This window comes from Streptomyces sp. ICBB 8177 (genome assembly GCF_003144095.1).
In the GTDB taxonomy this organism is placed as follows: domain Bacteria; phylum Actinomycetota; class Actinomycetes; order Streptomycetales; family Streptomycetaceae; genus Streptantibioticus_D.
Genome location: NZ_NSKH01000004.1, coordinates 104,655 through 118,958 on the forward strand (window position 1 = coordinate 104,655; position 14,304 = coordinate 118,958).

Annotated in this window: 18 protein-coding genes; 9 read left to right on the forward strand and 9 right to left on the reverse strand. The window is 72.9% G+C overall.

From position 1 onward, the window contains the following. Window positions 1–11: 11 nt before the first annotated feature. The 3 genes from CK485_RS06240 to CK485_RS06245 all read left to right on the forward strand — a co-directional run bounded on the left by CK485_RS06240 (window position 12) and on the right by CK485_RS06245 (window position 3,178). Window positions 12–1,235, forward strand: coding sequence for a citrate synthase/methylcitrate synthase (locus tag CK485_RS06240; RefSeq protein ID WP_109447834.1), 1,224 nt, complete (start codon window positions 12–14; stop codon window positions 1,233–1,235). Next, a complete protein-coding gene (locus CK485_RS28420; RefSeq protein ID WP_146214490.1) occupies window positions 1,232–1,531 on the forward strand; it encodes a hypothetical protein in 300 nt (99 codons plus the stop codon). The genes CK485_RS06240 and CK485_RS28420 overlap by 4 nt, the downstream gene beginning before the upstream one ends. A gap of 456 nt (window positions 1,532–1,987) precedes the next feature. Then, window positions 1,988–3,178, forward strand: coding sequence for an acyltransferase (locus CK485_RS06245; protein ID WP_241968173.1), 1,191 nt, complete (start codon window positions 1,988–1,990; stop codon window positions 3,176–3,178). An 86-nt stretch (window positions 3,179–3,264) separates the two neighbouring features. Here the strand turns inward: CK485_RS06245 and CK485_RS06250 are convergent, their stop codons facing one another. Then, complete coding sequence (locus CK485_RS06250) at window positions 3,265–4,086, reverse strand: class I SAM-dependent methyltransferase (RefSeq protein ID WP_109447838.1); 822 nt, start codon at window positions 4,084–4,086, stop codon at window positions 3,265–3,267. Window positions 4,087–4,158: 72 nt separating this feature from the next. Between CK485_RS06250 and CK485_RS06255 the strand changes: the two genes are divergently transcribed. Then, window positions 4,159–4,746 (forward strand): TetR/AcrR family transcriptional regulator, encoded by a 588-nt coding sequence (locus CK485_RS06255; protein WP_109447840.1) that lies wholly within the window; start codon window positions 4,159–4,161, stop codon window positions 4,744–4,746. An 85-nt stretch (window positions 4,747–4,831) separates the two neighbouring features. On the opposite strand, the gene CK485_RS06260 is transcribed toward CK485_RS06255, so the two are convergent. Beyond that, complete coding sequence (locus CK485_RS06260; protein ID WP_109447842.1) at window positions 4,832–5,695, reverse strand: NAD(P)-dependent oxidoreductase; 864 nt, start codon at window positions 5,693–5,695, stop codon at window positions 4,832–4,834. 132 nt (window positions 5,696–5,827) lie between these two features. On the opposite strand from CK485_RS06260, the gene CK485_RS06265 reads away from it, so the two are divergent. Further along, complete coding sequence (locus CK485_RS06265) at window positions 5,828–6,679, forward strand: helix-turn-helix transcriptional regulator (RefSeq protein ID WP_109447844.1); 852 nt, start codon at window positions 5,828–5,830, stop codon at window positions 6,677–6,679. A gap of 41 nt (window positions 6,680–6,720) precedes the next feature. On the opposite strand, the gene CK485_RS06270 is transcribed toward CK485_RS06265, so the two are convergent. Next, window positions 6,721–7,896, reverse strand: coding sequence for a PP2C family protein-serine/threonine phosphatase (locus tag CK485_RS06270; RefSeq protein WP_199239281.1), 1,176 nt, complete (start codon window positions 7,894–7,896; stop codon window positions 6,721–6,723). Between the two features lie 151 nt (window positions 7,897–8,047). On the opposite strand from CK485_RS06270, the gene CK485_RS29415 reads away from it, so the two are divergent. Together CK485_RS29415 and CK485_RS06280 are read left to right on the forward strand one after the other, a co-directional pair. Then, a complete protein-coding gene (locus CK485_RS29415; protein WP_109447848.1) occupies window positions 8,048–8,524 on the forward strand; it encodes a MarR family transcriptional regulator in 477 nt (158 codons plus the stop codon). Between the two features lie 299 nt (window positions 8,525–8,823). Further along, entirely contained in the window at window positions 8,824–9,573 is a 750-nt protein-coding gene (locus tag CK485_RS06280; RefSeq protein ID WP_109447850.1) for a histidine phosphatase family protein, read from the forward strand. A 97-nt stretch (window positions 9,574–9,670) separates the two neighbouring features. Here CK485_RS06280 and CK485_RS06285 read toward each other — a convergent pair whose 3' ends face one another. After that, complete coding sequence (locus CK485_RS06285; RefSeq protein ID WP_109447852.1) at window positions 9,671–9,907, reverse strand: hypothetical protein; 237 nt, start codon at window positions 9,905–9,907, stop codon at window positions 9,671–9,673. A 158-nt stretch (window positions 9,908–10,065) separates the two neighbouring features. On the opposite strand from CK485_RS06285, the gene CK485_RS28680 reads away from it, so the two are divergent. After that, window positions 10,066–10,242 carry a hypothetical protein gene (locus CK485_RS28680; protein ID WP_158288167.1) on the forward strand — a complete coding sequence of 59 codons (177 nt, stop codon included), beginning with the start codon at window positions 10,066–10,068 and terminating at the stop codon, window positions 10,240–10,242. A gap of 77 nt (window positions 10,243–10,319) precedes the next feature. On the opposite strand, the gene CK485_RS06290 is transcribed toward CK485_RS28680, so the two are convergent. Then, a complete protein-coding gene (locus tag CK485_RS06290; protein WP_109447854.1) occupies window positions 10,320–10,679 on the reverse strand; it encodes a hypothetical protein in 360 nt (119 codons plus the stop codon). Between the two features lie 254 nt (window positions 10,680–10,933). Here CK485_RS06290 and CK485_RS06295 point away from each other — a divergent pair, with 254 nt between their 5' ends. Further along, window positions 10,934–11,107 carry a CsbD family protein gene (locus tag CK485_RS06295; protein ID WP_109447856.1) on the forward strand — a complete coding sequence of 58 codons (174 nt, stop codon included), beginning with the start codon at window positions 10,934–10,936 and terminating at the stop codon, window positions 11,105–11,107. Window positions 11,108–11,209: 102 nt separating this feature from the next. Here the strand turns inward: CK485_RS06295 and CK485_RS06300 are convergent, their stop codons facing one another. The 4 genes from CK485_RS06300 to CK485_RS28960 all read right to left on the reverse strand — a co-directional run bounded on the left by CK485_RS06300 (window position 11,210) and on the right by CK485_RS28960 (window position 13,739). Continuing rightward, the gene (locus CK485_RS06300) at window positions 11,210–12,244 is read right to left on the reverse strand and encodes a 1-acyl-sn-glycerol-3-phosphate acyltransferase (RefSeq protein WP_109447858.1); all 1,035 of its coding nucleotides are present in this window, start codon (window positions 12,242–12,244) and stop codon (window positions 11,210–11,212) included. Further along, window positions 12,241–13,161: a patatin-like phospholipase family protein gene (locus CK485_RS06305; RefSeq protein ID WP_109447860.1), complete on the reverse strand. Its 921-nt coding sequence runs from the start codon at window positions 13,159–13,161 to the stop codon at window positions 12,241–12,243. Before CK485_RS06305 ends, CK485_RS06300 begins: the two co-directional genes overlap by 4 nt. Window positions 13,162–13,218: 57 nt before the next feature. Beyond that, window positions 13,219–13,491 carry a DUF4190 domain-containing protein gene (locus CK485_RS06310; RefSeq protein ID WP_109447862.1) on the reverse strand — a complete coding sequence of 91 codons (273 nt, stop codon included), beginning with the start codon at window positions 13,489–13,491 and terminating at the stop codon, window positions 13,219–13,221. A gap of 89 nt (window positions 13,492–13,580) precedes the next feature. Then, window positions 13,581–13,739 carry a hypothetical protein gene (locus CK485_RS28960; protein WP_199239255.1) on the reverse strand — a complete coding sequence of 53 codons (159 nt, stop codon included), beginning with the start codon at window positions 13,737–13,739 and terminating at the stop codon, window positions 13,581–13,583. Between the last annotated feature and the right edge of the window lie 565 nt (window positions 13,740–14,304).

Genomic DNA, 14,304 nt, shown 5'->3' on the forward strand with positions numbered 1-14,304 from the left:
AGGACCTGACCATGCCCACCACCCCCCTCGCCTCGGCAGGCACCGCCACCGCTGCCGCCACCCCCGCTCCCCCCGCACGCGCCGCCCACGCCCCCGACGCCCCCCGAGGCCTCAAAGGCGTCGTCGTCGCCGAAACCGCCCTCGGCGACGTCCGGGGCACCGAGGGCTTCTACCACTACCGCCAGTACTCGGCCGTCGAACTCGCCCAGACCCGCAGCTTCGAGGACGTCTGGCACCTGATGCTTCACGGCACGCTCCCCGACGCCGCCCAGCGCGCCGCGTTCAGCGCCCGTACGGCTGAGGCCCGGGTCCTGCCGCCCGCCGTCCGTGACGCGCTTCCCGCCATCGCCCGCGCCGGCGCCTCGAGCGGGCCGCTGGCCGGACTGCGCACCGCGCTCTCACTGGCCGGCGCCACAGTGGGATTCCAGCCGCTGTACGACATCGGCCGGGAGCAGCGGCTGGATGACGCGGTGACCGCCTGCGCGCTCGTGCCCACGCTTCTCGCGGCGCTCCACCGGCTCGGGCGCGGTCTGGAGCCCGTCGAACCGCGGGCCGACCTGCCGTATGCCGCCAACTACCTCTACATGGTGACCGGTTCGGAACCGGACGCCGTTCGCGCGCGGGCCATCGAGCGGTATCTGATCTCCACCGTCGACCACGGCTTCAACGCGTCGACGTTCACCGCTCGGGTCATCGCCTCCACCGGCGCCGACCTGGCCGCCTGCCTGACGGGAGCGCTCGGCGCCCTCTCGGGACCGTTGCACGGCGGCGCCCCCAGCCGGGCGCTGGACACACTCGACGCCATCGGCACGGTGGACCGCGTCGACTCATGGATCCGTGAACACGTGCTGGCGGGCGACCGCATCATGGGATTCGGCCACCCCGTCTACCGCACCGAGGACCCGCGTTCGCGCATGCTCAAGGCCATCGCCCAGGAGATGGGCGGCCCGCTGGTGGACTTCGCCGTCACGGTGGAGGAGCGCGTGGAGGCCGTACTCGCCGAGCTGAAGCCCGGCAGGGAACTCCACACCAACGTGGAGTTCTACGCGGGTGTGGTCATGGAGCTGACCGGGCTGCCGCGCGATATGTTCACGCCGACGTTCGCCGCGGCCCGCGTGGTCGGATGGAGTGCGAACGTCCTCGAACAGGCGGAGGACAGCAAGATCATTCGTCCGTCTGCCCGGTACGTCGGCCCGCCCGCGCCGCAGCCGGTCCCGGACGCCCCGGAGGCGTGAGCGCCCGCACCGCGTTCCTCGACCACGGCGAGCGGGTCACCGGCCCGCGGCGCGAGCCCCGCCCGACGGCATCGCCGCGAGATCGCCTGGAACGGGTCGCCTCGTGGCGAGATCGAGGCGTACCGGACCGGGTGGCGACCGTCCTGGTGCGCCAACAGGGTCCAGCGATCAATGCGGTTGAGCCCTCGGGCGGACGCGCTCTCGACGGTCCGGGGGCGGCGCCCAACGGCGCCCGGATGATCGCCCGCCTCCCCGCCGGGCCGGTCTTGGAGTACATCGAGTTCACGGACGCCTGACCCACCACGCGGTCCACGGGGCTCGGCTTCCACGCCGCCCTCGTACGCGTCCGCGCCCGCGCCTCGACGGCGTGCCGGACGGGCCGGCCGGTGGGACGGATGGGCGCGAGCCCACCGGCATGCCATCCGCGCCCTCGGTTCCATTGGCCAAGGGCGCGGGAGGAGCCTGCGCCCGGCCGCCTCACCAGCGCATTCCCCTCATGGCCCGGCCTCGGATGACAAAGCGAGTCCAAAGAACTCACCAAGGAACATTCATCCCACTTTCACGAATCCGCCAGCCCCCTCTCATCCGGGTCGTCGAGGAATGGAGTGTGGCGGGGGCACCGCGCCCGCGCCCGACGGCCACCTCCTGGCGAGCAGGAGGCTCCGACGACAGGCCGGGAAGGTGCTGATCGGATTGTGCGGGACACGCGCCGGCCGGCGCCGAGGGCCCGGCCGAGGTGAGCGGGTGCCGAGATGAGCGCTCCGGCAACCACTCGGGCACGGCCTGCGGAGACCGGGCCGAAGCTCGGCGCCGCCCCCATGGCCCGTTGGGGCGGCGAGCGGGCGACGCGTCCCTCGCTGCCGTCGTTGACCGGGATGCGATGGGTGGCCGCGCTGGCCGTCTTCGGACTGCACGTCGACCTCGTCGGCTACTTCGGCGGCATCGGCGGGAAAGTGGTCGACTGGGGGTTCGCTGCCGGCGACACCGGGGTGTCCTTCTTCTTCGTGCTCTCAGGCTTCGTGCTGATGTGGTCGGCTCGTCCGCGTGACCGTGCGGTGCGCTTCTGGCGGCGGCGGTTCGCCCGCGTCTACCCGGTCCACCTCGCGACGGTCGGCCTCGCCTTGTTGATGGCGTACACCATCACCCCGTACATGAAGCCCGACCACGGTGAGGTCGCGGCGAACCTGCTGCTGGTGCACTCCTGGACGTACGCGTGGCGTGACACGCTGAACCCGGTGAGCTGGTCGCTCGCCTGCGAGGCCTTCTTCTACGCGTTGTTCCCACTGCTGGCCCGGGCGCTGCGCCGGTGCTCGGTGCGGGTCACACGGGTGGTGGGCGGTGTGAGCGTGCTGGCGGTGGTGCTGCTGCCGTCGTTGACCACCTGGTTCGGCATCGGCTGGAGTGTGTACTACTCGCCGCTGGCCCGGTTGCCCGAGTTCGTGCTGGGTGCGGTGCTCGCGCGACTGGTGCTGCTGGACCGCTGGCGCGGGCCGGGGCGCCACGCGGCGCTGGCGATCACCGCGGTCTGCTACTTCGCCGCCCCCGCGTTCGGTGGCAACGAGCACGCGGCGGTCACCATCCTCGGCTTCACCCTGCTCATCCCCGCCGCCGCACGCGCCGACCTCACCGGCGAACCGTCGTCGTGGCGACACCCGGCGCTGGTGCGGCTCGGTGAACTCTCCTTCGCCTTCTACATGATTCACCTCTTGGTGATCCGCGCGGTGGAGGCCGTCTTCCACAGCTACAGCCCACATCTGCCGCCTCTGCCCGCCTTCGGTGTCACAGCCGCCGTCTTCGCCACCTCCCTCGGCTTCGCGTGGCTGCTGTACGAGGGGGTGGAGTGCCCCGCACGACGGCTGGTGTTGCGCGAATGGCGTGCGGCGTTCCACAGGCCGCGCCCGAACGCGCGGGCCGGGGCCCGCGGCGGCGAGTCGGTGGCCTGACGGCCCCGCCCACGGCGACGTGACGGCTCCCGGCTCCCGGCTCCCGGCTCCCGGCTCCCGGCGGCGGTGACGCCGCGCGGCGCCGTTCAGGATGCGCGCGTCGCCGTCAGGACCACCGTGGTGTAGCGCATGGTGAAGCGTCCGCCCATCGCGTCGACGACTTCGCCGACACCGGCGAGGAGAGCGTCCAGGTCCTCGCGCGGGAGCGTGCCGTGGCCGCCGAACGTGGGCATTTGGTCGAGCCATTCCTCGCGGGTGTAGTCGCGGTCCCATTCGACCCGCCACCGCTCGGGCTCGCCGAAGGCGCCCGAGCGCGCGAGGCCGTCGGTCGCCATGGTGATCAGGTTCGCGTAGGCGTCAGGGCCCGCCATGCCACGCTGGTGGATGGGTGATTCGGGCAGTACGCGGGCGTAGACGGCGGCGAAGGCCCCGGCGAGTTCGGGAGCGGGCCGGAACGCGTTCCAGAACACCGCCAGGCGTCCACTCGGCCGCAACACCTCGGCCGCCCGGACGGCGCCGGCCACCGGGTCGACCCAGTGCCAGGCCGTCCCGGAGATCAGCGCGTCGTAGGTGCGGCCCGCCGGGTCCCAGTCCTCGAACTTCGCGACTTCGACGTCCAGCCCCTTGCGGCGGGCGAACTCGGCCATGCGCGCGTCCGGTTCGACCCCCAGCACGGCGCATCCGGCGGCCTGGAACGCCAGCCCCGCGATGCCGGTGCCCGTGCCCACGTCGAGGACGTCACGGCCGGGGCTGTCGGCGACCACGCGCTCGACCACCGCATCGGGGTAGCGGGGCCGGGTGCGGTCGTATCGTTCGGTGTCCGCGCCGTACGACTCGGCCACACCGCGTTGGGCGTGGGGTGCGGCGCCGGTGAGGCGCCCATCGGGCGCCGACGGTAGAATGGGCATGCGCCCACTCTAAATGGGCGAGCGCCCACTCTTCAACGGGTGTGCGCCCCTTGGTCAGAGGTGAGGTGGGCCGTGCCGACTGGGATCGCCATGCGCGACGCGCGTGAGCAGCTCTTCGCCGCCGCGGAGCGCGTCCTGGTGCGGGACGGGGCGAACGGGCTGAGCAGCCGGGCGGTGACCGACGAAGCCGGGGTGGCCAAGGGACTGCTGCACCGGCACTTCCCGGACTTCGACGGCTTCCTCACCCAGTTCGCGCTGGAGCACATCGCCCGCGTCGAGGCCCGGTCCGCGGCGCTGCGCGAGTCCGCCGGCACCGGGACCGTCGTCGCCAACCTCACCCGCGCCCTCGCCGACCTGTTCGGGCCCGTGATGCTGGGCGTCGTCGGCCTGGTCATCTCCCGCGACGCCGTACGCACCCGGCTTCGCCAGGCCACCGGAGCCGGTGTTCCGGTGCTCAAGGAGGCGACCAGGATGGTGCACGGGTATCTCGTCGCGGAACGGGACCTCGGCCGGGTCACGCCCGGTGCCGACATCGACGCGCTCGCGCCCACCCTGATCGGCGCCGCCCACCTGTTGCTGGCCGACAAGGAACACACACCGCCGCACCCCGGAGACCTCGAACGGGCGGTGGCAGCCGTCCTCGCCGGCACCAGACACTGAGTCCGTCCGGGTCCCGCCCCCGGACTTGTGGGCCCCCCGGATCCGGCCTCCGCTGCCACCGCCCGTCCGGCTCAGGCCCCGCGTCTCACAGCGCTCCCGCCTCGCGGGCCGTCCACACCGTCGGGTACACCGGCCTGAACCCCAGTTCGCGGCGCGCTCGTTCGACCGAGACGATGCCGGTCCAGGGACTGTCGTCGGGCTGCGCGCCGAGTCCGTCCGGTGCCGGCACGCGGTTCAGCTGGTGCAGCTCGACCAGGGTGCACGGCGCCTCGTCGGCGATGTTGTACGCCCGGCCCGCGATCCCCTCGGCGAACAGCAGCCGCAGCAGCCCCTGGGCCACGTCGGCGTGGTGCACCATCTGGAGCCGCCGGGAGCCCGGCCACCGCTGGAGGAGACGGGTGGACTGCGACAGGTGCGGGTCGCCGTCTCCGTAGACGAAGGCCAGTCGCCCGATGCGCACGTCGAGTCCGCGGTCGCGGTGCAGCGCGAGCAGGGACCGTTCGGCCTCCGCCTTGGACGCGGGGTAGGCACCCCACAGCGGGCCGCCCGGCTGTGAGGCGTCGTCCTCCTCGTGCGGCCGGCCGCGTCCGAGACCGTAGACGAGGTTGGTGCTGACCTGGACGAAGCGGGCGGCTCCCGCCTCGACCGCGGCCCGGCCGAGCGCCACGGCGCCGCGCGCGTTCACCTCCCACGCTTCCTCGTCCGGCACGCCGCGGAAGGCCGCCGCGATGTTCACCACGGCGTCCACGCCCTCCAGCGCCGCGCGCAGCGTGGCAGCGTCCCGCAGTTCGCCCACCGCGACCTGCGCGCCCCGCGCGGCGAACGGTTCCGCCCGCCGCTCGTCCCGTACCAGCACCCGTACGGTCCCGCCGTCCGGCACGCGGCCCAGCAGCCGGGGCACGAACCGGCTGCCCACCTGCCCCGTCGCGCCCGTCACCAGGATCACCATCCGCCGCTCCTTCGTCGTTTCCGTCCCGTTCCCCTCCACCGTGCGGCCGCCTCAGCCAGGACGGGAGAGACCCGGTGATCCAGGGATCGGCAGACCCTGGATACGTCCCGCGAGCGGGCGCATCCTGGAGACGTGGATCTCGACCGTGCCGGCCTCGCCGACTTCCTGCGGCGCAGCCGCGAACGCCTCGCTCCGGAGGACGTGGGCCTGAACTGCGGCCCGCGACGCCGTACGCCCGGGCTGCGCCGCGAGGAAGTGGCCCGGCTCGCGGACATGTCGGTGGACTACTACACCCGTCTGGAACAGGCCCGCGGACCGTATCCGTCCCGGCAGATCCTCGGCTCGCTGGCCCGCGGGCTGCGGCTCACCGACGACGAACGCGACCACCTGTTCCATCTGGCCGGGCAGGAGCCGCCCCGCGACCGGCGGACGACCGACCACGTGCCGCCCGGGCTCCTGCTGATCCTCGACCGGCTGGACGACACACCCGCGATGGTGGTCAACGACACCGGTGACGTCCTCGCGCAGAACGCCATGTCGATCGCGCTGTCCGGCGACGCGGCGTCACGACCGCCGCACCGGCGCAATCTGCTCGTGCGCCTGTTCACCGATCCCTCCGCCCTCGACGCCGTACCGCTCGAGGACCGCGCCGACCACCTCCGCGCGTACGTCGCCGACCTGCGGGCGGTCGCGGCGGCCCGGCCAAAGGACCCGAGGGTGACCTCGTTGGTGCGCCGGCTCCGCGCCGAGAGCCCGGAGTTCGCCGCGTTGTGGGACGAGCACGAGGTGGCCGTGCGGCGGCGTGCCACCAAGCGCTTCGCCCATCCCGTCGTGGGACCGCTGGAGTTGGACTGCGAAGTACTGCTCAGCGACGACCACGCCCAGCGGCTGGTGGTGCTCACCGCCCGCCCGGGCAGCGAGAGTTACGAACGGCTGCGGCTGCTACGGGTGGTCGGCCTGCAGGACTTCGCCGCCAGCGGCTGACCGCCCGGCGAGAAGCCGCCCCGGGCGATGATGTCGCCGCATCAACTCGCTGACTGCTCGCGTCCGTTCCAGTCCAGACACACCACCAGCGCGTCGTCGTCGGGAGCGGCCGTACTGCGGTGGCCGGTGAGCTGGCGCAGCACCGCGTGCGGCACCTGGGCGGCGGGCAGCAGCCGCGTCGCCGTGATCGCCCGGGCGAGCGCCCTGTCCCCGTAGCGTTCCCCACCGGGAGAGGCCGCCTGGTAGACGCCGTCGCTGACGATGACCAGCCGGTCCCCCGGGTGCACCTGGAACTCCTGGGCGACGTAATCGGTCTCCTCGAACATGCCCAGCGGCAACTGCGCGTCGAACGAGACCGGTTCCACCGCGCCACCCCGGCGCAGCCTCACCATGCGCGGTGAGCCCGCGTCGACCGCCTGCGCCCGGCCGGTGGCCAGGTCGAACTCCAGCATGAGAACGGACAGATAGGCGGTGCCCCGGTAGTGGGCGTAGACCGCCTGGTCGGCCAAGGCCGCCTGGTCCGCGAGGGGGATGCCCGCGCGGCGCGCGTTGCGCAGGGCGTTGACGGCCAGGCTGGTCAGCAGCGACGCCTCCGTGCCCTCCCCCATGCCGTTGGTGACGTACAGCAGCAGGCGGTCGGCCGTCGACGACCAGTCGAAGGTGTCGCCGAAGATCGCATACGCCGGTTCCAGCTGCGCCCCGATCTCGTACTCCGGCTGCGAACACGAGTGCCCCGGGAGCAGTTGCCACTGCATCTCGGCGGCGAGTGTGAGCCGATGGAGGCGACGGGCCTGGAGGTACAGGTCCGTGTGCCGTCCGGCGACGACCAGTTCGTGGGCGAGGATCTGGGCGACCTCGGCGAGCTCTCCCGGCGACTGCCGCGCGCGGTCCGCGGGCAGCGTCACGGTGAGCACCCCGAGGCGGTCGCCGCGCACCGTGACCGGCAGGTGGAGGCGTTCCACCTCACCGTCCACGGGCTCGGCGAACGGCTCCTGCGCCCCGAAGGCACGGCCGGCCGCGGTGCCGTGTACGGGCAGGGGTTCCGCCGTGCACGGCGGCACGGGCACCGGTTGGAGTACGGTCATCCCGTAGTCCGCCATGAACAGTTCCACGGATCGCGCCGCGTACTGCTGGGCCAGCACGACGCGGATCGCCTGGAGCAACTGGTCCGGAGCCGCGGCCCGAAGAGCCCGCTCAGCGGGCACGAATCTGTTCACGAACTTGGTACGCCATTTCTTCTGCCAGGAAGGCATCACACTTGCGGGACGACACTTCGCCCGTCGAACGGGTCGGGTCCGAACCGGGCACCGCACCGCGGGCGCCACACCGCGGGCTGACATCACCCGAGAAGCCTGCGAGAGTGGGACGGTGACCTCCTCGCACCCGCCTCACGAGCCCGACGAGGTGGCACGCCTGACGTCCCGGGCCGCCGAACTGCTCGAGGCGGTGTGGGGGCAGACCCCGACCGCTCCGGTGTCACCGTCCCAGCTGCCCGTGCTCCTCGTACTCGAACACCACGAGGGCATCAACCTGCGCACGCTCGCCGACACCCTGGGTTCCACCCCTCCGTCGGCCAGCAGGCTGTGCGACCGGCTCCAGGCCGTCGGGTTCCTGGAGCGCGCCCCCAGCCCCAACAGCCGCCGCGAGGTGCACCTGTACCTCACGAAGCCGGGCCGTGCCTTTCTCGCCGAGGTACGGGCCCGCCGCGAGCGGGAACTCACCGCGCTCCTCACCCGGATGCCCGCCCACAAGCGCTCCGTACTGCTGGAAGGACTGGAGGCGTTCCGCTGGAGTGCGGCGGCGCGGATCCACGAGGACCGGCCCTCCGACTCGCGTTCCGCCTGAGCGGCACGCCCCCGGGTCGGCGCGTCCGGCTCCATACGTGGAGCGACGCGACGGGTCGACCCCACTGACAGGAACATCCCCAACCCTTCCTCTGCTTGTTCACGCGTAGCCACTTTCTTGCCTGGCGGCTACTGTTGTCAAACGACAACTATGAATGGTGGCGCGTTTCGCGCAGGTGGCTGGGACGAAGGAGTGGCTGCCGGAGGAGAGCGTGCGGCGGCGCGGGGGCGGGGACTCGTTCGCGGCGTCCGCCTCGCAGGATGCACGATGACCGCCCCCGGATCCGCGATGATCGGCCCATGCAGGAATCCGCCGCCGAACCTCCCGCCGTTTCCCCGGCCTTGGCCGCGCCGTTCACTCTCGCCGGGTTGACGGTCGTCCGCCACGGCCAGAGCACCGCGAACGCCGCTTTCGCCGACGCGGAACGCACAGGCGCGCGGCAGGTCCCGCTCGACGGGCGCGACGCGGACGTGCCGTTGTCCCGCCTCGGCGTCGCCCAGGCGGACGCTCTGGGCCGCTGGCTCGCCGGTCTGAGGCCCGGCGAACGCCCTCAACTCGTCATCTGCTCGCCCTACTCGCGCGCCCGCCGGACCTGGGAACGCATGGCCGCCGCGAGCGGGAGCAACAGCGGCGGCCTCCCGCCGGTCCTGCTCGACCAGCGGCTGCGGGACCGCGAGATGGGCGTGTTCGAACTGCACCCGCCTGCCGCCGTCGCCGCCCGCGCACCGGATGAGGCCGTACGCCGCGCACGGCTCGGGGAGTGGTTCTACCGGCCCCCGGGCGGGGAGTCCCTGGCCGACGTGGCGCTGCGCGTGCGGGACCTGCTCCACCACGTGGACCGGGCCGCCGCGGGCCGAAGGGTCCTGCTCGTCGCGCACGACGCGATCGCCGTCGCGGTGCGGCACGTGGCGGCCGGCATCGGCGCGCCCGCCCCGGACGACCTGCCGCCCGTCCCCAACGCTTCCGTCACGCGCTGGCGGGGCGACGGCCACCACTTGTCGCTCGCCGAGTGGGGGGCGACCGGGCATCTCGGTGAGTGCGGCAGCTGAACGCGACGGCCTGATCGCGTCGGCACGACAGCTCGATCACGTCGAGGGACGCGCACGACCGGCGCGGCGGATCACTTCCTGGGGCGGCTACCGCACGTCAGCAGCCCCTCTCGTCGTCCCACGCCGCCTCCTTGAGCGCGACCCGCGCGGCCGGAACGCTGCCGGGAGCACTCGCCCAGTACGGATGCGTGGTGATCCGCACCGACAGGCGCTGGAGCCGCCGCCGCAACACCGTGGTCTGCGACGAGGACTGGTCTTCGGCCAGCTCCCGGTAGGCGGCGTACCAGTCGCGCTGTGCTTGGAGGAGGTCGTCGGGGAAGGTGTACGTGGCCATGCTTTGATTAGAGCACGTGTTCGAATACCCGCGCATCGCACGGTCGAGTGAACTTCGACGCACCCTCGCCGACCCCCGCCGGGAGTTTGACGGCAGGGTGCGGGGCAAGGCGTTCCGGCATCACGGGCATCACGGACCCGGATGGATGGGAGAGCGCGATGAGTGCCGAACGGAAGGCTGCGGCGGAGTCCGAACGCGCCGTGCGCGCCGCCGAGGATGCCGCGGGCCGAAGGGACGAGGACGACTCCGCGGCACGGGAAGGCGGAGCCGAGGAGGTCAAGGGCGAGGCGTTGAGGGCGGCCCGGGAGAAGGGCGAGGGCACGGTGCACCCGTAGGCGGTGGCCGAAGGAGCGGGGGCAGGCCGGTGGCCTGCCCCCGCTCCAGTGCGTCGCGGGCGGCGGTCTGCCGGGCCTCAGATGATCGGCCCGACCTCCGGCTCCGCCCCGGAGACCTCCGGCAGCCCGGCCCGTTCCCTGATGATCCGCTCGACCGCCGACACGTCCTGCGGCGTGAGGAACGGATGCACGGGCTTGCCGACGTCCAGGATGAGCGCGGCGTCCTTGCCCGGCCTGCCGGGGTCGAGGCTCGCCCAGTACCGGGGGTTGGCCGTGCCCCAGACCCGCCCGCGGCCGTGAAGAGGCGTGAGCCGCACCCGCCGGGCGGAGCGGATCGCCGCATAGGGGATCTTCCGGCTCCCCCACGGGTAGTACCAGCGAATGACGATGCCGTCGTCGGTGCACGTGATCCATGCGTCGCGATACAGGTCTCCCACACCCCCATCATGCCCAGCCGCCGGGCGCGGGAACAGGCCGGTCTCAGCCGGTGGTGAGCAGGCGGTTGAGCCGGAGCGGCGGGTCTCGCAGGAGGTGGGTCCTCACGACGGCCGCCGACCCGCTGTCGGCGCGGCGCGCGTGGCCGCGGGTTCGTCGGGTACGCGTCCTGCGTGAACGCCCCCGGCCGGGCACCGGGTTCACGCGTGGGTCCGGACCGGCCGGCAGTCTGGAGTCGAACGAGGAGACGGTCGCGTTGAGCGCTCGGGACAAGGCCAGGAACAGTGCCGGCAAGGCGAAGGGCAAGGCCAAGGAGATCGCGGGCAGGGCGGTCGGGGACGAGGAGTTGGAGGTCGAGGGGCAGGCCGAGCAGGCCAGGGGCGATCTGAAGCAGGCGGCCGAACACGTCAAGGACGCCCTCAAGCGCTGAGCCGCTCCGTCGCTCGGCCGCGGGCCGTGTTCCACGCCTGTGGCTGGAGGCCGTCGGCCTCCAGCCACAGGTCGTCGCCTTCGAAGGCGCCCGCCGCTTGTCTCAGCGCCCCGTGATCCACTCGTCGACCCGGGACCACTGGGCCGTGAGCCATTCCTTGCGCGCCTCGTCGCCCCTCGGCACCTCCGCCGCAGGCACCCGCCACCAGTGCGCCCGCACCGGTTCGCGCAGGGGTACCCGCGACCACCCCGTACGCACCGAATGGATCGCGTCAAGGCCCGTGTGGGCGACGAACACCACGTCCGCCTCGGGTGCCGCCGCCAGGGCTGCCAGCGTTCCGGTGGCGTGCGGCGGCAGTACGTGGTGGAGGCGCTCGGCCCGGGCGGCGGCGCGGGCCTCGTTCCGGCGGCGCAGCGACGCTATGGCGCGGCGGTGGCGCCGTTTCGTGTAGTTGGCCCCCTCGGGGAAGACCACGAGCACGTCGCCGGCGCGCATGCCACGGGCGAGGTCGGCGATGGCATCCTCCGTCGTCCTCCCCCGCCGCGCCGGGACGAAGCAGTGCGGCAGCCTTCCCAAGACCACGTCGAGGCACGGATCGAGCCGCAACGCGCGCTTCAGGACGATCCTCGGAAGCAACTGCGCCTGCGACAGCAGCAGATGGACGAGGAGGAACGAGTCGCCGGGCCCGGCGTGGCGAGCCAGGACGATCAGGGGCGCGGTGCGGTCCGGATTGGCCCGCACCGGGGGCGTCACCCGCACCGACAGCCCGAACAGCGGCTCGGCGGCCCGCACCAGCACCCGCAGCATGCCGTCGAGCAGCGCGTACGTGGCGGTCGTGCGCCGGGCGACGGCATCGGGCGCGCGCGGCGGAAACCGCAGCCAGATCAGCGCGGCCCGCACGAGACCGCCGAAATCCACCACGAGGTACAGCAGCGCGAAGACGAAGGCCCTGACCAGCCGCCACCGGCCGCCGCGCAGCGCGGAGAACGGGGCGGTGAGCACGGTGACCACGATCACCAGGGCGGCCGTCACCGGGATCAGCGCCACTTCCACGCTGACGGTGGCGATCCTGCGTATGCCGGTGAGGATCGCCGCGGCCACGGCTCTGCCGGTGCCGTCGCCCGGCGACCCGGTCATCGCGTGCCGCCGTCCTGGCCGAGGCCGGCGAGGTAGCGCGCCGACGCCTCGTAGGCGCGTTCGATGCGTTCCGCGGTCTGGCCGAAGGTCTTGTACCGCAGTTGCTGCAAAGTACCGTTGACTTCGGCTGCCGGGGCGCCGCTCGGGAGGACGTGCACCGTCACCTGGGGCGGCAGGTCGGCCATGTCGCGGGCGAAGCGGTGGCGCCGGGCGATCTCGAACGAGACCATGGCGACCTGCCAGGGCAGCCTCGGCGGGCTCAGCGGGGACTCGATGCGACCGACCTGGAGCACGTAGATCTCCCGTGCCCCGAGCGCCACCGCGCGACTGACCGGGATGCTGTTGACGAGGCCGCCGTCCACGAAGTGCTCGTCGCCCACCCGCACCGGCGGCAGCAGTCCCGGCACCGCGCTGGAGGCCAGCACCGCGTCGGCGACGGGCCCTTCGGTGAACCAGTGCTCCGCGGCGCGTTCGATGCTCGCCGCCACGCACTGGAACGGCACGCCCAGGTCCTCGATGCGGTCGACGGGCAGGTGGGAGGTGAGCAGGCCGCGCAGCGGCTCGGCGGAGTGGATGTGCGTGCCGCTGCGCACGGCTGTGCCGATCCGTCCCAGCAGCGAACCGGAGAAGACGCCCGCGTCGCCCAGGCCCGACCACAGGTCGGCGAGCCTGGCGACGCTGGAGGGTGCGGGCTCGGCGGCCACCACGACGCCGTTGATCGCTCCGACGGACGTGCCCACCACCAGTTCGGGCCGGACCCCGGCCTCCAGCAGCGCCTTCAGCATGCCGACCTGGTGCGCCCCGAGGGCGCCGCCCCCGCCGAGCACGAAGGCGCGGGCGGGGGGCCGGGGGTCGGCCCCGGAGGCGGGGTGGTGCGGGGCGGTCTGGTGGGCATCCGTGTCCGGGCTGTCGTTCATGCACCCAATGTGCCCACGGAGGGTCCGGCGCAGTCCCCTCCGGTCCCGGCCCCCGACTCAGAAGGACCAGGTGACGTTGTGCTGAGCGCCGGCCAGGACGAGGAAGACGATCACGTCGGCGACGCCCAGCGCCATGCCCAGGTAGGCGCGGTTGCGGTGGCTGGTGCCGCGGTGCAGCGCGAGGGCGGCCAGTATCACCGCGGCGGGGCCCAGGAACACGTTGAAGACCAGAAGGCCGACGAGCCCGAGGATGAACGACGCGGCGGCCATGCCGTAGGCGTCGCGGGCGGCCCGCTCGCGGGCGCGTCGCCGGGCGGTGGTGGTCGTCATCTTCTTCTCCTTCGGTCGGACGGGACGGGCGTACGGCGTCGGGCGGGACGTGCGGGGCGGGGGTCGTCACGCGCCGCACAAAGGCCGGTTCAGCGCCGGTCGCCCGCGTGCCGGCGGTGGCGTACTCCGTAGACGGTCAGCCATCCGAGGATGACGACCGCGGTGATCGCCGTCACCGGGAGCGGCAGGTGCGTCACGGCACCGAGCAGCACGCCCAGCAGCAGGAACGCGGCCATGAGGAAAAGCATGGGTCTCCCCTTCTTCTGGCGTCGTGTTCAGTCAACAGGGGACGTCGGTACGGCTGCCCGCGAAGGACACGGGGAAACGGTGCCGTGATCGAGAGCACGTGTTCCGGCCGCCCGGGGCGTGACATCGCAAACCCACGGGCTCTCCCGGCGAGTTGGGCGCCGGGCCGACCGCGGGGCGGTGGCGCTCGGTGATCCCGCACCGCACAACGACATGACGGGCGACCAACTGGCCGTGCTGGGCTCGGCGCGGGCGACGCTGTCGGCACCGGCCGCCCTCACGACCCCGCGCACCCCGGCCGTGAGCACACGGCTGGACGCGTTCCACCGCAAGGCGCCGGCCGCCTTCGGTGCCGCGAGGGCCGGCGCTCCGTTCGCCGCCCTCGGCCCCGGCGGAACACACCGGCGGGACCGTCAGTCCCGACGAGACATGCACCTGCACGACCGAGAGCAACTGGTGCGACAACTGGAACCCCGTGCTCCCTCAAGTACGACAACTGCACGGTGACCAACGGCGGTTGCGGCAGCTACTGGCTCCACGACTGCGACGGGATCTGCGTCGGCGTCG